We start from the raw sequence: 17,742 nt of genomic DNA, 5'->3' as shown, positions 1-17,742 counted from the left end.
ATTAAAGGTGTTGCCAGTTCTACGATTTCAGCGCAGCGCATAAACTTCAAAATCGCCTTCAAACGTGGCAAAATCTAAGACGGCAACACCCACACATTGCACCCGATTTAACCATTGATAAGTCGGATGAGCAGTCTGAAGACGAGGCGTTGTGTGAATCTTTGCAGTAGGCGGAAAGTGACCGTTGAGGAAGTTTTGATAGCCATCCTCCCCCAAATCCATCACCCCAGTATAAGTGAGGTAGATCAGCGCTCCATCCTGAGTTTCGATCGTCCCTCGCACATCGGTAATCGCAACGCCATCGGGACGAATCGTAAACCAGTCACCGCCACCTGAACGAAGAATGCCGTGTAATTTTTCTCCTGTAATCGTTCCAGATTTAACATAGGCATTCGCTCGAAAGCCATCGGGGACAGGTCCCAAAATCTCCGGAGGGTCTAACTGAAGGTGATAAGAAAAAATTGGTTCCAGTGAGTAGGTCAACATAAGTTGTGCTTGGTATCCAAAAAAGATTGAACGGTGAAACCATGAAGTCGGTGCTGCGGTTGTTCATGGTGAGCGAGACGAATGCCATCCTAAATCGAATCCTGGTTAATGCTTTCTGCATCACGTTCCACAGTTTGAGCGAAGGAATGAGTTGTCACTGCCTCAAGAGTACTCCTGATGAATCAAAATAGGACTGGACGACTGTTGCGTTTTTCACCTAGACATTGTGCTAGGTCTGCTTAAACCAGCGGCACGCTTAAGTAAATCTGAGTGCCTCGATCGCTTGATAATTCACTTGTTCTAAAACGAAAGCACTATTTTTCCTGAGCTACTATTCTGATGCACCGCTTCATGTGCCTTTGCTGCATCGACTAATGAAAACTCCTGAGCAACGGTTGGGCGCAAGGTTTTGTTCTCTAGTCCCGCATAAATTGCAGCATGAATCTGTGCTAATTCTGCGAGTGTTGCTAACCCAATATACAATCCGATAATACTGGCTCCTTTCCATAGAATCGGCGTTGCATCAAAGGGAGCCGCACCATTCGTTCCACCAATCACGACGATTCGCCCAAACTTGCCGACCAGCATTGCATCATCTGCCAGTTTCTTGGTTGCATTCATTTCCAGAATGATGTCAAATCCCTGACCGTCTGTAATTGCTAGTGCCTGCTTCAGATAATCTGGGTCACGATGATTCAGAGCATAATGTGCGCCTTCAGATTTGATTAATTCTAAGCCGCGATCGCTGCCTGCCGTTCCCACAACTTTCAGACCACCTGCCCGCGCCATTTGGACTGCTGCCGTACCGACTGCACCACTGGCTCCATGCACAAAGACAGTTTCACCCGGTTTCGCCTTCGCCAAATGATAGAGCGCATAGTAGGCAGTTGGATAAGAATTAGACAGCATCGTTGCTTGGGCAAAAGAAACGGTGTTGGGCGATCGATAAACGGTAGTCGCATCTAGTACAACCTGCTCGGCATAAGCGCCTAAAAAGGTATTGGCATAGACTTGATCCCCAACCTGAAATTGTGTGACTCCTTCACCGAGAGCCGCGATCGTCCCTGCCGCCTCAAATCCAGGAATATAAGGCAAAGGCGGGGTAGGTGCGCCGTGACTTTGCTCCCGCACATAGGTATCAAGTGGGCTGACCCCTGCGGCATGAACCTGCATCACAACTTGTCCTGCGGCAGGAGTCAAGTCGGGAAGTTCTACAAGTTGGAGAACATCAGGAGAACCAAATTGGCTAACTTGAATCGCTTTCATAGAGACTCGTTCGCTTCGTACATTGTTTAGTACGGTAGATCAACGTGAATTAAAAAGATGCTACGTTCTTGCGGAATTTGGTACGTTCTTGCGATCGATAAGGTACTAACGCCCCTGCTCTTTGGCTCGTTCGATCGCAGTTCTCTCAGGGAAACGATATTATTTTGCAGTTAAGCAGGTACACCATTGCTTGCAGCACGCTCAGCATGAGTTTGAGCAATCTGTTGACGAGTCGCTTCATCTAGACCTAGATGATTGGCTACCTTGAGTTGGTCAAAAATTCGCTTTGCAAAGCACCATTTGCCATTCACTTTCTGAACCACATCCAGCAGAACGAGATGTCCAAAGATTGTTGGCAAACTTACGCTTGAAGGAGTTTCCGTTGCAATCTGCATCACAGTCATGTAACTGATGCAAGCAGGGTTGCCGCTTTTATCAATGAACACGACCTGATTTGAGAATTGATGGCGTAAACCCGTGATGGGAATTTTGCCGCTGCAAGCGAGGTCAAGCGCAGATGCTTTTCCTTTGGCAGACCCAAGCGGATGATCAATGATGATGTCATCGGTATAGTAGGCTGCGATCGCATCAATATCTTGCGCTCCGATCGCAAATTCATATTCAGCAGGCAATTGCATGATATTGATGCGATCTTCAACAGTTAAAAGGTAGCCCTCCTGTGTGACCAGTTCACCGCGAGCAAAAACCTCGCTAGGAATGTCAAGATGAAGCAGTTGTGACATGAAAAAGTCCTCTCATAGAGTGGATGGTGTTACTTCGCCAGTCGTGCGGCTCATTTGTCGCTGTGTCTGAGTTTGCGCCATACTGTGGAGCATTTCTGGGGGTGCGCCACTGAAATCGGCAAGCTTCTGCTGCTCAAATACCATTTCCGAAATTCTCCACGATCCGGCTTGCTTCTGGAATACAAATCGCACAACTCCTTGATCAAGAATCGCGGGAAAGCGGACAGAGATGGAATGTTCTGCAACAACCTGAACGACTAGAATGTGGCTGAGCATTGCTAAATAACCCTGATCATCAATGAATGGCACATGGTTTAAGAACATATGCCGCAGCCCGTAGTAGGGAATTTGCCAGGTGAGATCCGCTACGTTCTGATTTCCTTGGACACGCCCTGCTGCATGATCAAACACCGCATCTTCTGTGAAGAGATTTTTGTAAGCCTCTTTCTGTCGGGAGCCAATGCACCACTCAACACGATTGACTAAATCCATGAGCGCAAAGCGATCATCGGCTGTCACCGCAGAGCCATCGGCTGTCACTAATGGACGTTGAGCAAAAAAACTAGCTGGAAGAACCAAATGGCTCATCAATTGTTCAGGGGGATTAGAGTTAGCTGTCATCGTGATTCATTCCTTTGTTGTCAGATGCCTAAAATTTAACCTGGTAGACTGGTTGAACCGTCAACGTTCTTGCTGAGTAGGGCGAATGAGCAGTTCATTCACATTGACGTGAGCGGGTTGAGTCAATGCGTAAACAATTGCACTAGCAATGTCTTCGCTATCCAGCGTTTTCATCGAGCCATAAAATGTTTCTGCCATATCCTTCGTTTCAGCATGAGTAATATGCTGAACTAGCTCAGTCGCAACGACACCCGGTTCAACGATCGTGACGCGAATATTGTCGCTGGAAACTTGCTGGCGCAGGGATTCTGAAAATGCACCCACTGCGAATTTGGTCGCGCAGTAAACTGCTCCATAGGGCTGAACGACTCGACCTGCCACAGAAGAAATGTTGAGGATATGCCCTGATTTCTGAGCTTTCATCACTGGCAAAACCGCGTGAGTCGCATACATTAAGCCCAATACATTGACATTGATCATGCGTCGCCAATCTTCAGTATCTGCACCATCAATCGGACCGAGCAACATGACTCCAGCATTGTTGATGAGAATATCGATCTGTCCCCAATTCGTCTGTACCTTTTGCACCAAATTTCGGACTTGAACTTCATCGGCGATATCAGTTTCAATCGCCATCACAGTTCCACCTTGGTCTTGAATTTGCTGACTGAGAGTGGTCAATCGATCGACTCGACGGGCAGCAAGGGCAACTTTTACGCCTGCTACGGCAAGTGCGATCGCGGTTGCTTCTCCAATTCCTGACGATGCACCCGTTACGATCGCAACTTGATTCGCTAATCTACTTGTCATTTTGTCTATTTTCAACGTACAACCCCATCGACACTCCGAACATTAACGCTAATCTTAGACACAGACAAAGATCAATGTCTAACACTCTTTTCTATTGCAACTAACACCTAAAACATTCAAATGGAACTTCGTCATCTTCGTTACTTTATTGCGGTGGCAGAAGAACTGCACTTTGGACGAGCCGCAAAGCGGTTGAACATCACACAACAACCCCTCAGTCAGCAAATTCGTCAATTAGAACTCGAACTCGACACATCCTTGTTTCACCGCACCAAGCGCACCGTGCGACTTACAGAAGCAGGACACATCTTTTATGAAGGAGCCACCAAAATTTTGCAGCAAGCAGAACAAACGATTCAATTCACCCAACAAACCGGGCGCGGAGAAATTGGTCATCTCGAAGTCGGATTTACCGGACCTGCACTCAGCAGTGTGCTGCCTCAAATCGTGTCTCGATTTCGCGACTCCTATCCCAACGTTCAACTAATGCTGAACGAACTTCGTACCCCGGAACAGATCACAGAACTGATCCAGGGACGCTTGCATGTCGGGCTACTCCATCCCCCCTTAGAAACTGACGTATTGAATACAGAAACCATTTATCAAGAAGATCTAGTTCTGGTGCTGCCTACCAATCATCCACTTGCGAACAAAGCGGTGATATCGCTTCAAATGTTAGTAGACGAGCCGTTTATTCTATTTCCTCGGCGCATTGGTCCGGTTTTATACGATCGCATCCTCGCCATGTTTCAAAAAGCAGGGTACAGTCCTAAAATTGTGCAAGAAGTCATTCCGCAGCAAACGATTTTGAGCTTAGTATCAGTCGGGATTGGACTCGCACTGATGCAGCGATCGCTGTCCAATATTGGACATTCAGGAGTAGTATTTAAGCCGCTTCATGAACCAACCCCAACTCTAGAATTGGTTGTGGCTTGGCATTCTGGCTCGACACACCCAGCCGTTCCTAATTTCTTGAGAGTTGTGCAAGAGGCTAACTTGAGGACTCCAGATCGCGCTTAGCAATGAGCAAATGCTCTTAACTCCCCTCCCTTAATTCACTTGAGTGTGCATCACATTGCCAACGATAGGCTGATCGAGAAAATCAGTCTGCTACGTTTTTGCGGAATTTGGTACATTCTTGCGATTGGCTAGAACTGTGCGAGGTGTGACCCCAACAATTCGCCGGAAATGCCGCGTCAAATGGCTCTGATTGGCAAAGCCCACTTCAACCGCAATGTCAGCAATGCTGAGGGAACTGTGTAGGAGAAGTTCTTTAGCACGTTCCACTCGACATCGAATCACGAACTGATGCGGTGCGAGTCCGGTCGATTGTTTGAACAAATGAGCAAAATGAAATGGACTCATCTGAACGACTGCCGCCAGTTCTGCCAAACTGAGGTCGCGATCGAGCGCATCCTGAATGTAGTCGGTTGCCTGCTGTAACTTATGTTGGGGCAGTCCGTGGAGCGTTGAGGGCACACTTCTAGGCTGACTGGAAGTGTAGTTTCGTAAGAGATGCAGGGCGAAAGTTTGAGCGATCGTATCGACATAGAGCTTTCCACCGACCTGGGGCGACTCTAGTTCAGATTTAAGCGCCAGTGCAAGCTGATGAATCAGGGGATCAGGGGCAGACAGCAATGGCAGCAGTTCTACTGTTTCTTTGCCGGAGACTTCCGCTGCTAGTTGCGATAGATGGTTTGGATCGAGTCCCACAAGCAAAAACTCGGCTTCTTTCTCCCACCGCAGACAGTAATCGACTTCTGCGGGATAGAGCGCAATGTTTCCCGTCAAGAAATTCTCCCGTTGCAGTCGCCCCTCGATCACGCGCTCTAACTTCTGAGCAGCACCAATATTGACGCTGACGATGGGTTGAGCCAAATAGTTTTCTGGCATCTCCCAGGCGGGCTGACGATGATGCACCAAAAAGATATTCTGCCAAGCACTCGGATCACTCATTTGGACGGGCGATCGCGGAAAGATTTGGGAAGCTGATTCCGTTTCAGCTAGGTTAGCCGCGAGAGACTGCGGCTCTGTGTCTTTGCTCTCCACAAGAGGACTCCTCAATTACAGTTTTGGTGATCGCAGCCTCCATAGTTAAGGAAGTCATCGGAGGAATTGTGCTGAAATCGCAGCAGTTGCCATTGTTGCCTTGCCAACTCTTGCTTAACTCTTTCTGATGATGAGCAAATCCCCTCGTTAGAGGGCGGAACTGTAAGCAAAAGTTAAGAATGCACAGGAAGTGTAATAGATAGTAACCGTTCGAGATGTGCTTGGTTCTGCTACGAAAATTGCTCGATCGCGTTGGCGAATAAAATCATTGCAGATTTTAGCTCACCTGAAATCTCTGGGTCAGCCATAATTCCTGCTGCATCTAGATTTTTACCCAGCAGAGAAACCGTAACGGAGGCTTCAGGCACGATGTGTCCTGCCATCGTAGTCACAATCTCAGTCAGTGAGGATTGGGCATGAATCGCTCGCGGCGATGCGTTAAACAATGCAACTGGCTTTCCGACAAACTCTTCCCCACTCACCAACCAATCCAGCGCATTCTTCAACACACCTGGTATACCATGCGCGTATTCTGGACTTGAAATCACTAACCCATCTGCCCATTTCACCAGCGATCGTAACTCTGTGACGGAGGGTGGTTCCGTTGGTTCAAGATCAGGGTTGAAATGGGGCAAATCCCCCAGTCCACTGTATAATTTCATCTCGACTCCTTCTGGCAACAGGACGATCGCAGCCTGAAGCAGAGCAGTATTAGAGGAAACCTGACGCAAGCTGCCTGAGATAGCAAGAATGTGAATGGTGCGAGATTTGCTTGCGGTGTCTGCAAAAGTCACTATTTCTCAACCTGTTCTGAATTAATGAGCATCTCCACTCTAGTGACTTCACGATGATTTCTCAACTCCATCACGGCAAACCAAAATGAAGCAAGCTTGTTTGAGGTTGTCTTACCCCTAACGGCGAAAGTCCTAAGATCGAAGGCGCTTCGAGAATTGAAAAATTAGTCCGTTGAATCATTGAGCAAATCATCGACCCGTTGATTTGCGATCGCATGGAGTTTCAAGGTTCGATCCAGCACTTCGGCAGTTTGTCTGTGCTCTCGTTGCTTCCACCGGACGTATCCTTAGCTAGCTCATCGCGGCATCTTGAGTCAAAGTTCGATCTGACTCAGCAATTGCATCAGAAGCTTGCTTTCTCGGTTCTGGGTGTCTTCAGACAGACGTTGATACCAAGACTGTAACGAGTGTAACGTGACGGATCGAAGCGGATGATTTGGCTCTAATTTGATCAGGTCTTGGATCGCTTTTCGCTGGGTTGACCCACGACTCAGCAACCTCAACCATAGCGTCTCTGCCGTTTCTGGCAGTTCGCGAGTGCAGACGATCGTTGTAGCGTAAATAGGCGGTAGCTCGTAAAGACCCGCAATCTGGCAACCAGATAATCTTGCTCCCCATCCTTCGAGTTGCTGAGCCGTCATCTGGGGGACGATTACTAGCAAACGTCGATCGCACTCCAGTTCTTCAGCCTCGTCGTTCTCTTCGCACGCATCCTCGTTGTCGATTGGCGCTGCTTCATCAACCGGAATGATGCTGCCGTCCGATTCGACTTGCCATCTGAGCCAGTGTCCCAAGCAAGCCCTGAACTCCCAACTCGTCGGTAGAGATCGGAGCGACTCGATAATGCAGGGTTGAATCAGCAAGTCTCCCAAAATGCCTAGCACGGCTTTTGAGGCTGTCGGATCTGGCTCAAACAGAACATCCACTACTTCTGCTTCGGCAATAATTTCAGGATTAACCCAAACTTGAGGGCTGCCTTCCGTCAGCGCACCCAGAACCGCAGTGCCAAAATCAGAGCGAGCAGGATGCTTGTAGATTCTCAGCTTTGGATTGCGCGGGACTGGCTCATTCAAGTAGACCGTGCCAAAACTATTTAGTAAGGCAGCGAAGTATTGTTGACTAAAGAGAGAAAAGGGTGAACGTGACATAATTCCATTCGACGAGGAGTAATCTTTCTGATCTTTAAGCAATACCTTTTGATTCAGCCGGATGAACGGGGTGGCAGTTGCGGATGCAATCGAGTTGTAGTCGCAAGCACAAAACCCAATTCTTCAGATGAACGAGATCGACAGTGTTTGATAATAAGATCCGACCTCAGATGGCAACTGACACAATGCTCCTGGCGCTCCTGTCAGTTCACAGGTTTGCAGCGATCGAATTCGTGCAGCTTCGATCAAATATTCTATATCCCAAATTTTGGGCTGTGTATAGAACCGCAGTTCCCCAAGTTTCTGTTTGACTTGCACTACCATCAGGTCATCAGCGTCGGGATGCATCTGGCAATATGCTTCGATCTGTTCAGACCATTCCCAGATCAAGGCAAACCAGCCATCCTCACACGAAAATCCGTAGCACATCAAGTTCTGCGTATCCGGTAGATGCCGACCGCGATACAACTGGTCAAACCGTTCAAACAAGCGATGTGTATTGGCTTCATTCATCAGTTCACTCTCTGGAAGCAAAAATTGCTTAGAAACATCGAGCAATTAAGCGGTTTGCGAAGCAAGTTCTCCTTCGGACGATCGCCAATTGGCTTGATAGGGTTCCACAGCTTAATATTTGCTAAGGGGGAAGACTGTGGAACGAGTAGCGTATCGCTCTCTTCTAGGGTGGTCATGGGTTACCTCTATCATTTCGTTAGGACTATAGGTCGATCCAGCCTGCTGCTAAGACTTCCTGCTCCGCCTCGGTTAAGGCTCTACTCGCATCGATTAAACGCATTCGGTACTCACCTCCCAATTGCTGTACCACCTGCTCTGGAGCCGTATAGCGATTGAGGTCGATTTCGTCATTGGGGGGCAGCAAGCCCCAGATCACCACGACAATTTCTGACCATAGACTCCAGGGCACCGGCGCAATCAGATCGCCTGCAACCGCAATGCGATCGCACTGGTAGTGATGGCGCAAAAAGGTCGCGACGGTTTGAGCCGTGTGCCAAACTGCTGCTTTATGATTCGGGTTGATCGCATGGGTTCGAGAGTTCACCAATGCCTGCACCCAGGCTTGGGAATGAGCCAGCTTGACGACTTCCCGCAGCCCAAAGGTCATCATCAACATCCCTGCTAAGCCCTTGATGCCATCTTGTCCACCAATGTTGATCTGACCGTTCACCAACTCAAACTTGGTCGGCGGACACCAGTAGATGTAATCCTCAAACCGAATTGGCACGGGATCAAGTCCGACCGGAAATTTCAGCAGGGCTTTGCTCCAATCCAACCCTTCCCCCACGGAGGTCAACTTGGGTCGCTTCGGAGTGTCGGCAGCGACTTCAAACCACGGCTCAGCGCAAGGGTTGAGATCCTGGATGTCTGGTTGCCATAGGCGCTCCACTAAGAAGGTCACGCCCGGAAGACTGGAAATGGCGTAGCATCCATCCGCATCTGGAGTTTGAACTTGATAGCTTCCATCGATCAGTCGGAGGAACTGAAGATGTCGCTGTCTGAGATCCACGATCCAGAGTTCCGGCACTCCTGCCGCTTGATAAATCGGTTGCTTGACCGTGCGAACATACTCCTCACAACCTGGTTGCAGGAATTCCACCACTACTTCGGCGGCTCCCTCAACATAGTAGTCATAGAGGCGATTGCGCGGTTCTCCACAGTAGAACACGATATCTGGCATCAGTCCCGTTTCTCCCAAGCGATTCACCACGCCAATGCCAGTCGAGCTTCCCAGTTTTTCAGGTCGTCGGCTCAACTCGAAAAAAGCCAGTTGCAGAGCTTGTCGACGATGGGTATCGTCCCATTGCCACTGCCCAAGATGCGGTGGGTGGGACGGCGTGTAGTCGATCGTGCTTGCCCAAGTTTGCAGCGCGGTCACTGCGGGGAGCGGAGCGATCTCATCCCACTGATCCAAACCCGTGATCGGGGGAGCGCCAAACGTTTCGGAGAGTGCCTGCCACCACAACCGTTCCGGGGCAAGCGCGACGATCGCATCCATCCCCCAACCGCGCAAAATCTGCTTCAGAAGTCGCAGACTATGGGTGGCATGATCGCCCACCCTCAATTGTCCGTGGATCAATTCCAGCTTTCTTGATCCGGGTGTCCAAGCGCGATGTTCTTGAAGCAAATCGGTCATGATCTAGTTCTCCCATCGAATCGGCACTCAATCCCACCACAACGCAATTACAGGCGCACAACTCGTTGTCGATTTCCATTCTTCCAGCGATCGAGCAATTGATGCTGCTCCAAGCGCTTTGGTGAGTAGGGTCAAGGGTTCTAACAACAAGGTCGATCGCAAAGTTCTAACACAAAAGTAAGCCTGCAACTCTAGCTGGAGAAGGGCTTTACCTTTGCCCTTGCACAGGTTGCATCTTGTGGGGATAGGTAACCCACCAAGCAGCTAAAAACTCTCACAGCGATCTTGCCATAGCACTTCATAAATTCCTCGTTCCAGCGCCTCATCGGCGGCTTGGCGCTGCTCTTGCAGTCGCTGGACATCTGTCTTCGATCAAGGGTTCAGATCCTGCCCAGGTCATCATCCGTGCTTTGTATTGCTCGATCGGTTCTCGATAGACGTGGTACTTCGAGGACAGCAGCGCCATCACCTCTTGTACGGCTTGTTTGACCTCTGGCTCGGTGGGCGGAACTGCTCCTTGACATGCCATTGTTCTGACCTCGTGTTGTGTTGAAAATAATTCAATGCTGACCCTGAAAAATTTGCTTGGGAACTGAATGCATCTCGTGAGTTTCGCTGCACCGCTGGTTGATGTGGTGCTTTGCGCCCAGGGGTTTGCAATCTTGCTCCCTGTGCGATGGGCTAGGATTCTTTCCCATAGCGTTGCGCGACTTGAGGAAAGCGCTCCACGACCTCTTTGCTCGTCCACGGTTCGCCCACTGGGTGTCTTGGGTAGGCAATCTCAATAAAAGGCATCTCGCCCATGATTGCTTCATACGCTTCCATCCCCGCGTAAAACAATTCCTCGCATTCAATGTCTGGGTGACTTCCCTCCAGGCAATTCATAATACTCTGCGGATCAACTAGGGCTTGGCGATAAACGGTCTTACCCTGACCAATTAGCCAGCGGCAGAAATATTCAAAGCCGTCATCGGAGCAACCCTTGCCAATCAACCAAGCGACTCCCCACAAATCCCAGCGATAGCTCTCCACAATCTTGTCAGCAAAAACCTGCTGAAATTCAACAATCTCCGTGGGCGGTAACGTGGAGAGGATCTGCTGCAAGCGAGCGGTCTGTGTCTTGCAGTTCTTAGATGCTTGTCGGCTCTGGTCAATCAAATTCCAAAATTTGTCTTCAGTCATGATGTTCTCCCATTGCGATAGATGTCGGGGAGGCGTTCGTCGCAGCGAAAATGGCTTGGACGCGCTGCACTTGCTGGTGGACTTGTTCGACTGTCTGCCCATTCATCCGACTTTCCAGCACGATCGGAATGTCGATCGGAGCATAAGCGACATAGGGCAACCACCAGGTTGTTTCGCTGATTTGGGTATGGTTGTCCCGGATACCGTCGTTATCGGAGATATGCAGTTCAAGTAAGCGATTCTTCGCGCTTTGCAAGACTTGTAACTTCTCTGAAATCGAGCAATCGTGCCACAAGTTGAGATGAGCTAGGTCAATCACCAAATCAACGTTGGGCATCACTGTGAGAAATTGCTCGATTTCTGCCCTATTTTGCATGAAGTAGCGCTGAGGGTGATCAAGCAACGTTGGGTACATTGTTTCGACTCCAAGCCGAATGCAGCGATCGCGGCACAGTTGAGCTAACTGGGCGAGATGCTCAAAAAACTGAGCAATTTGGGCATCTGAATTTTCGGCATCAATCCGACCTGCATGAACGGAATAGGCTGAGATTTGCATCGCTGCCAGCCAATCGGTCAACCGCTCAAAATAGTCCAAGTCGAACTGTTCAGCGAGATTAAACGATCGATGTTCCTGCCAAACGATCGCATGATGCGCGCGATACTGCATTCCCAGTTGCTGATAGTGTTGGAGTACCGCGATCGTATCCATACTGGGTCTGACTCCGATCGCTAATTCCACTTGCCGAATGCCTGCTGCCCACAACACATCAAGCGCGGTGCGCGTCGTCACTCCCCCATAGGTCGATAAACTGATCCACAAATCATTCATATACTTGCCTCCATCAGGGACTTCAACTGCACTTGTACGGGCGGGCGAACGGCGCAGCCCAAGAGCTAATAATCGGTGAATCAGCGCGATCTAGCGTCGCATCGGATAACGGAATGTTGCGACTAAGGGATGCAGCATCAGTAGGTCGCCGACAAATGCCAAGACACAACTTAGTTCTTGGCGTAATTGCTCTTGTTGCTCGATCGACCAATCCAATTCGGGAAACTGAGGCGTGGGTGGCTCATTCCAACGGTGAGTCGGCTTCAATTGATACGCCAGTTCATACTGCTGCTGCTCGAATTCACAACGGCGATAGTGCATCGGATTGCCTGGACTGAGTTGAGCGATCGCGGCTCCGATCGATGTCGTCCAATTCCCCATCGTGATCACCAACTCATAGCGGTACTCTGTGTAATGATTCTCGTCGTTGTACGCCCAGTCATCGACATCGGCTCGGTGTTCCATCAGCACAACGGGAAACGGTAAATCATGCAAGATCCAAGTATCGAAATCTGCACTCAGTTCCGGTTTGTCACTTGCTAAGCGCGATTGGGTGGAAAACCCATCCGTCATCTGGGTGCGAAAAGCGACTTCACCCAACACACAGCGAACATCGGGGGCAATCGTGGACTGCAACTGTGCGATCGCAACGGCAGACTGCTCAATGAAACTGTGTTCCTCTGCGTCTAATGCCTGGATTTGCTGAGCGATGCTTTGACTCAGTTGAGCCAGACGGGGTTCGATTTGCGCTTGATGGGAGCGGCGCAAGGCTTGGTAACCCTCAAGGTTAAGAGAAAGCGTCATAGTAGGAGAATAAAGTAGATATCGTACATTTGTATTACTTTTCTGAGATCAGATCAACCGTAATCGGGCAAGGGTCTGAGTCATTTAATCCCACCACGCCCAAACGATCGGAGCAGGGCGACCTGTTCCCAACAATCGTTCTGCTTGCGCCAAACTATATTGCCCTGCTTCGCACCCCCAAGCATCCGCCACGTGAAGCAGTGGGGCAACACTCGCTTCGGATTGTGCCAGGATGTACAGCATGTCTAGATTCCAGTGTCGTTCTAAGTCCCGTAGCGGCAGTAAGCCGCAGGCTGGCAGTCCTGCTTCATCGCAGTGCAAAAACGGTCGCCCCATCAGGAACGCTCGCCATAGGGAGCGACGCGCTTCGAGGTCGCGCAACACTTGAGTCGCATCAAAGCGTCCGGAACTGGCATCTATCAGTTGAGCGATCGCAATTTCTTGGGCAGTGCAGGCACTGATGGGTTTCGTTGGGTCTAGCATCTTCACCTCTAGGGACTAATCGGAATTGAGCGTTTGCACCCCCCACTGCCAGGTTGCTCGCAGTCGAATGGTGGAAAGCTCGATCGTTCCAGCAGGTTCAAATCGGCGATAGAACGCTTGGCGTAGCTCACGGGAAATGTTGCCTTCAATCCGAATGCCACAGATCGCAACAGCTTGCTCCCAGACCGGGGATGCTACAAAGCCCTCGAAGTAGCAGTTCAATGCTTTTAAAGTGGGAGATCGTGCATACGCAACTAGATTTTGCGGGGTGATCCACAAGTTTTGTTGATCGTCGCCCTCAACAAATGCCTGAGCAATCAACTGCTCTAGTTGCTGTACTTGGAGTTGGTCAAAGGTAGCTCGGCGCTTGATCCCTTCCTGTCCTGACCAATCCAAGGGTTCACCAAAAACCAAGGTGTCGCGGAGTGTGCTATCTAAATTTAATCTGGGTTCTCTCATTGCTTTAAACTTCTCGTTTTGTAGTACTAGGTGTAATGGTTTACTTCAGTCGGTCACTCCTCGTCCAGGCTGATTCCAGCATTGTGGGTCTGCTCAGAAGTAACCTTGCGATCCAGTTGATAAAGTTGAATCAATAGCGTCTCGTATCTGCCTTCGTGATAGAGCGATCTCAAATCGTAAAAGTACTCCAGCGTCTCCGGAGTGGCAGCGATTTCTCCAATCAAAAAGCTAGATTCCAGGACTAGCAGATGGGCTTCACATGCCAGCTTGTGTTCGTGGGCGACGCGATCGATCAACCTGCTTTGAATCATTAAGGCAAGATCGAAGCTGAACCAACCTTGTTGGAGGCACCAGCGATTGAAGGCAAGCCCGCGACCCCAGAAGCGGCACATCCATTGGCAACGCTGGTTGGGCAAGGTTAAACTCCGCATCCCGATGACCTCCTTAAAGTTCAAAGCCTTCATTGATCGCGATGACCCAATTGAGGCTAAACAGTCGAGCCACGTACAGCACCACACACGCTAGTTCTTGAATCACGACCCGGTTCAGGTAAGCCATTCCATCACCCTGAGGATCAGGCTGGGGAAATTGGGACTGGATCTGGTTCAGCACTGCTGCTACCTGGGACTGCTGCCGCAGACCTTGTGGAAAAATGTGGACGGGTTGCTGCCAATCCTGGATCGCAACTTGCATCCGAATCACAGCAGCACCAGGTGTTCCATCCAGGTTGTCAAGTTGAATACTTTCAATGTCGCGCAGGTGCAGCGCAATCTCCCTCGATTGGAGCAGCCAGAAGGTTGGACTCGGTGGCACGAGGAGCGGGTCGGAACCAATGCGGTCGCCTGCCACAGCTTCCACCAGAAATTCGATGAATGCCGAGAACTGTGGGGTTTTGAGTAACGCTCTAGCATCCGCCGCGAAGTGGGAACGCATCTGATCGAGGCAGTGCTGTTGCGCCTGAAGTAACTCGGACTCCGCCTGCTTAATACTCAGACATTGGGTCTCGATCTCTTGACGCAATCGTGCCAGTTGCTCGGTCACGTCGCTCATTCTCTGCTGAGTGCAGGCATCGTAAGTGGAAAGCAAATCGTTAAGGGTCAACATGAGTAGAGAATTCATCTGGAACGGTTACAATCAAGCGCTTTCTCGGTTTGATGGAGCATCCAGTTCGAGTCGGGTATCGGGAGGTGCTTTGCCCATCGCCTGACTCACCAAGGACAGGAGCGCCTCAGTTCTGCGCTCTACAAATGCTTCAAAGTCATCATTCCACAGGGTTTCTGGCTCGATCAGATGCGATCGCAAAATTGCGTCGAGGCGAGATCGTGGAATGCCTTGATCGACCAGAATTTGCAGATACTGGCTCGGTGCATGACCGCCAATTTTCTGATTACTCAACTGTGATAAGGGAGTGCGATTGACCAAGCAGTTGTACTGTACAGGCGCAATCCCTTGCCGTTTACAGTAGGCGACTGGGAAGATGTGATGACTTTCGATCGGGTCGTTAAAAAATTGCACATCGAACAAGGCTTCGCCAGTCGCAAAATCGATCGCACCATGTTGTCGTAGTAAAGCACTCACACTTTTGTAGACCGCTCCACGGCGTTGTTGAGAACTGAGCAATCGGTTAGCACCGAAATGAGCATCCCGGATGGTCGCGGGAATTGCACCATCGCTGAGTAGCCAATCAGGGACTTCCAACATATCGCGGGCGGCGCGGACTTCGTGCCAGGAGGTGTACATTCCACAGCAGGCTCCACACCAAAACCACTGTTCGAGTTTCGATCGCAGTTGTTCGTGCGGCGGTCCGACCACCGTAAAAATCGCAGCTAACGCCACGAGTTGAATTTGGTAGGGCAAATCTTCGGTACTAAGTAGACGTTGACCGTGTAAAAAGCGAGCTGCCGTTTCATACCCCACCATCACTTTTTCGTTGTAGTGCCGGTATTCTTCCACACTTAAATCCAGTACTTCAGCCCGACCACAAGCAATACCAGGTAACTTTTTCAACGGCGTGGCAGCGATCCTCGCAGCTTGTCGTCGGAAGTAGGTTGCCACTAACGTGACACAGGCAAGGAAATCGGTTTCTCGCACCGATTGCAGCAGCGTGTTCTGTTTCAGTTGCTGCTCTTTGATTGCCCAATCGTGTCTAAGTGAAAAGTCTTCGCTCGCAAAACAGGCGGTGGCAAGATCAAAGAAATTTAGCTCAGTGCCTTGGGTGTTCGTTTTCTCGAAGACGCGGCAGACAGCGGCTTTGGGCAGTTCAGACCGGAGTTGAATCACAGGCACTTGATAATGCTCAAAGCGTTTGATGACATCTTGCTCAAAGCGATCGATCAGTTCTAATTTGACAGGGTCGTACTGCCAGAATCTGGAGTAGCCTTGTCGCCACTGCGGATAGTGAAACACTTGTGCGATCGGAAATAGTCCGCTGGCATACTCTTGATCTGGAGTGGTGCAGTCGATCGTTCCTTGCGCCCCAACCCTGATTCGGTTTTTGGGCAAGCTGAGAATCGCACTAGCGCGATCCAGTTCCGAATCGAGCGCTTTCGTGATGTCGATGTAGTACCAGAGATCGATTAGCTTCTGGGTGCGCTTGCCCTTAGTTCGGACTGAATTTTCGGAGAATAGAGTCATGTAGAGCGCAGTCGTGCGCTGTTGCCCATCGAGAATTAGGTGAGTGGGCTGGACTTGGGAATGGAGGCACACGCCTTCAACAGATCGAGGACGAAAACTCCAATCGCTCTGTCCTTGCTCTAGCAGCATGATCGAGCCAACTGGCCAGCCTAGGCTAACACTGGCCAGCAGTTCAATGATCAATTCATCACTCCAGCAAAAACTGCGCTGTAAATCAGGAATTTGTACTTTGCCTTGTTTGACCCGCAGCAACAAATCCGGCAAAGCTTCCTTGGTGATATCGAAGGTGGAGATGATCGTGTTCAAGCGGAAATGTCCTCCAACAACCTCTTGGAACAATAGATCGCTCGTACTCATTTCACAAGTCCTTGAGTCAACTTGCTATCAATTGATAGTAAGGTTCAAACAGTCATTCCCGGTCTGGGTACAAAACGGCACGAATTCTCGGCGGAAGTGGACAGGTGAGATCCCACAGTTCTACCGGAATCTGGTCGTAGTGATGCAGCAAGAAATCAAACTCGCCTAATCGCCGTAGGTAAACGGCTTTAAGACTACTCGGTGACTTATCCATATTCATCCAGCGCGTCATGGCAGGAAGGCTACAACCAGCAATATGAGCGAGTTGCGTATATGTAAACGCATATTCTTCGTACAGCTCACGGGGATGCTTTGATAGGCGGCAGTTGACGAAGACGCGAAATAACACACGCTCGATGTCTCCGAGCGGACGTTGACCCGACGAATCACTCATATCCGTTTCTCTGTTTCAATCGTTCTCATAAAGTTCTAAATCTGCTTCTTCAACCCAGTCGGCAATCAGCCATGAGCGGGATGGGCTATCTGAATCAAGTAGCAGCAGATACACCCATGCCCACTGTTGCAGCTCTGACTGATCTGCTTCGATCGGCACAAACACCTGCCCGATCACCATGCCCCAATCGGTCGCAGGATTCGGTATCCAACGACAGCGATCGCCGATCGCAAACTGAGGACGAGCGATCGCGTCTGGAAACTGCATCGGCAACACGATTCCGTCTGTGGAATTTGGCGAAGCCGAATTGAAGTCGCGATGATGCAGCATCAGTAACTCGAATAATGCGGCAATCGCATCAGGAGTCCGAGCGGTCGTGGCATCGATTGGAGGTTGAGCGTCAGAATTCATGCTGGGTTATGACCAATCGCACTGCTTCAGTGGGTTCAAGTGGATGAAGCATTCTAGATTGTAGGCGATAACCGACAAAACTTAGACGATCGCCTGTAGATCTGTCAACTGGCCTTGGTGACG

The 17,742-nt window shown here is 50.0% G+C and carries 23 protein-coding genes; 1 reads left to right on the top strand and 22 read right to left on the bottom strand.

Going from position 1 to position 17,742, the window contains the following annotated elements; genetic code table 11:
• Nucleotides 1–27: 27 nt before the first annotated feature.
• The 5 genes from NIES2104_RS20650 to NIES2104_RS20630 form a co-directional block, all read right to left on the bottom strand.
• Nucleotides 28–486, bottom strand: a complete 459-nt coding sequence (locus NIES2104_RS20650) for a DUF3237 domain-containing protein (protein WP_059000123.1) — start codon at nucleotides 484–486, stop codon at nucleotides 28–30.
• Nucleotides 487–786: 300 nt separating this feature from the next.
• Nucleotides 787–1,752, bottom strand: coding sequence for an NADPH:quinone reductase (locus NIES2104_RS20645; protein ID WP_059000122.1), 966 nt, complete (start codon nucleotides 1,750–1,752; stop codon nucleotides 787–789).
• A 170-nt stretch (nucleotides 1,753–1,922) separates the two neighbouring features.
• A complete protein-coding gene (locus NIES2104_RS20640; protein ID WP_059000121.1) occupies nucleotides 1,923–2,495 on the bottom strand; it encodes a nuclear transport factor 2 family protein in 573 nt (190 codons plus the stop codon).
• A gap of 12 nt (nucleotides 2,496–2,507) precedes the next feature.
• Nucleotides 2,508–3,116: a nuclear transport factor 2 family protein gene (locus NIES2104_RS20635; protein WP_059000120.1), complete on the bottom strand. Its 609-nt coding sequence runs from the start codon at nucleotides 3,114–3,116 to the stop codon at nucleotides 2,508–2,510.
• Between the two features lie 60 nt (nucleotides 3,117–3,176).
• Nucleotides 3,177–3,926 (bottom strand): SDR family NAD(P)-dependent oxidoreductase, encoded by a 750-nt coding sequence (locus NIES2104_RS20630; protein ID WP_059000119.1) that lies wholly within the window; start codon nucleotides 3,924–3,926, stop codon nucleotides 3,177–3,179.
• A 120-nt stretch (nucleotides 3,927–4,046) separates the two neighbouring features.
• Here NIES2104_RS20630 and NIES2104_RS20625 point away from each other — a divergent pair, with 120 nt between their 5' ends.
• Entirely contained in the window at nucleotides 4,047–4,946 is a 900-nt protein-coding gene (locus NIES2104_RS20625) for a LysR family transcriptional regulator (RefSeq protein ID WP_059000118.1), read from the top strand.
• Between the two features lie 90 nt (nucleotides 4,947–5,036).
• On the opposite strand, the gene NIES2104_RS20620 is transcribed toward NIES2104_RS20625, so the two are convergent.
• The 17 genes from NIES2104_RS20620 to NIES2104_RS20545 all read right to left on the bottom strand — a co-directional run bounded on the left by NIES2104_RS20620 (nucleotide 5,037) and on the right by NIES2104_RS20545 (nucleotide 17,619).
• Complete coding sequence (locus NIES2104_RS20620) at nucleotides 5,037–5,975, bottom strand: helix-turn-helix domain-containing protein (RefSeq protein WP_059000117.1); 939 nt, start codon at nucleotides 5,973–5,975, stop codon at nucleotides 5,037–5,039.
• Nucleotides 5,976–6,205: 230 nt separating this feature from the next.
• Nucleotides 6,206–6,769: an NADPH-dependent FMN reductase gene (locus tag NIES2104_RS20615; protein WP_202815099.1), complete on the bottom strand. Its 564-nt coding sequence runs from the start codon at nucleotides 6,767–6,769 to the stop codon at nucleotides 6,206–6,208.
• A 314-nt stretch (nucleotides 6,770–7,083) separates the two neighbouring features.
• Nucleotides 7,084–7,917 carry a hypothetical protein gene (locus tag NIES2104_RS20610; RefSeq protein WP_059000116.1) on the bottom strand — a complete coding sequence of 278 codons (834 nt, stop codon included), beginning with the start codon at nucleotides 7,915–7,917 and terminating at the stop codon, nucleotides 7,084–7,086.
• A gap of 123 nt (nucleotides 7,918–8,040) precedes the next feature.
• Nucleotides 8,041–8,430 carry a hypothetical protein gene (locus tag NIES2104_RS20605; protein WP_156427009.1) on the bottom strand — a complete coding sequence of 130 codons (390 nt, stop codon included), beginning with the start codon at nucleotides 8,428–8,430 and terminating at the stop codon, nucleotides 8,041–8,043.
• 202 nt (nucleotides 8,431–8,632) lie between these two features.
• Nucleotides 8,633–10,066, bottom strand: a complete 1,434-nt coding sequence (locus NIES2104_RS20600; RefSeq protein WP_059000114.1) for a Uma2 family endonuclease — start codon at nucleotides 10,064–10,066, stop codon at nucleotides 8,633–8,635.
• A gap of 27 nt (nucleotides 10,067–10,093) precedes the next feature.
• A complete protein-coding gene (locus NIES2104_RS33525; RefSeq protein ID WP_263971001.1) occupies nucleotides 10,094–10,216 on the bottom strand; it encodes a hypothetical protein in 123 nt (40 codons plus the stop codon).
• Nucleotides 10,217–10,388: 172 nt separating this feature from the next.
• Nucleotides 10,389–10,595: a hypothetical protein gene (locus NIES2104_RS20595; RefSeq protein ID WP_059000113.1), complete on the bottom strand. Its 207-nt coding sequence runs from the start codon at nucleotides 10,593–10,595 to the stop codon at nucleotides 10,389–10,391.
• Nucleotides 10,596–10,747: 152 nt separating this feature from the next.
• Nucleotides 10,748–11,248 carry a DUF4240 domain-containing protein gene (locus tag NIES2104_RS20590; RefSeq protein WP_059000112.1) on the bottom strand — a complete coding sequence of 167 codons (501 nt, stop codon included), beginning with the start codon at nucleotides 11,246–11,248 and terminating at the stop codon, nucleotides 10,748–10,750.
• Nucleotides 11,241–12,077 carry a sugar phosphate isomerase/epimerase gene (locus NIES2104_RS20585; protein WP_059000111.1) on the bottom strand — a complete coding sequence of 279 codons (837 nt, stop codon included), beginning with the start codon at nucleotides 12,075–12,077 and terminating at the stop codon, nucleotides 11,241–11,243. The genes NIES2104_RS20590 and NIES2104_RS20585 overlap by 8 nt, the downstream gene beginning before the upstream one ends.
• 90 nt (nucleotides 12,078–12,167) lie before the next feature.
• Complete coding sequence (locus NIES2104_RS20580; protein WP_059000110.1) at nucleotides 12,168–12,881, bottom strand: hypothetical protein; 714 nt, start codon at nucleotides 12,879–12,881, stop codon at nucleotides 12,168–12,170.
• Between the two features lie 84 nt (nucleotides 12,882–12,965).
• On the bottom strand, nucleotides 12,966–13,364 hold the full coding sequence (locus NIES2104_RS20575) for a hypothetical protein (protein WP_059000109.1): 399 nt from the start codon (nucleotides 13,362–13,364) through the stop codon (nucleotides 12,966–12,968).
• Nucleotides 13,365–13,379: 15 nt separating this feature from the next.
• Nucleotides 13,380–13,823 (bottom strand): hypothetical protein, encoded by a 444-nt coding sequence (locus NIES2104_RS20570; protein ID WP_059000108.1) that lies wholly within the window; start codon nucleotides 13,821–13,823, stop codon nucleotides 13,380–13,382.
• A 53-nt stretch (nucleotides 13,824–13,876) separates the two neighbouring features.
• Nucleotides 13,877–14,254, bottom strand: coding sequence for a hypothetical protein (locus tag NIES2104_RS20565; RefSeq protein WP_156427008.1), 378 nt, complete (start codon nucleotides 14,252–14,254; stop codon nucleotides 13,877–13,879).
• 13 nt (nucleotides 14,255–14,267) lie between these two features.
• Nucleotides 14,268–14,927 carry a hypothetical protein gene (locus NIES2104_RS20560; RefSeq protein ID WP_059000106.1) on the bottom strand — a complete coding sequence of 220 codons (660 nt, stop codon included), beginning with the start codon at nucleotides 14,925–14,927 and terminating at the stop codon, nucleotides 14,268–14,270.
• A gap of 30 nt (nucleotides 14,928–14,957) precedes the next feature.
• On the bottom strand, nucleotides 14,958–16,814 hold the full coding sequence (locus NIES2104_RS20555) for a DUF262 domain-containing protein (RefSeq protein WP_202815098.1): 1,857 nt from the start codon (nucleotides 16,812–16,814) through the stop codon (nucleotides 14,958–14,960).
• A gap of 52 nt (nucleotides 16,815–16,866) precedes the next feature.
• Nucleotides 16,867–17,208, bottom strand: coding sequence for a hypothetical protein (locus tag NIES2104_RS20550; protein ID WP_059000105.1), 342 nt, complete (start codon nucleotides 17,206–17,208; stop codon nucleotides 16,867–16,869).
• Nucleotides 17,209–17,223: 15 nt separating this feature from the next.
• Nucleotides 17,224–17,619 carry a hypothetical protein gene (locus NIES2104_RS20545; RefSeq protein ID WP_059000104.1) on the bottom strand — a complete coding sequence of 132 codons (396 nt, stop codon included), beginning with the start codon at nucleotides 17,617–17,619 and terminating at the stop codon, nucleotides 17,224–17,226.
• Nucleotides 17,620–17,742: the final 123 nt, after the last annotated feature.

The organism is Leptolyngbya sp. NIES-2104 (assembly GCF_001485215.1).
GTDB lineage: Bacteria > Cyanobacteriota > Cyanobacteriia > Leptolyngbyales > Leptolyngbyaceae > Leptolyngbya.
This window is presented reverse-complemented; position numbering and strand designations above follow the sequence as displayed.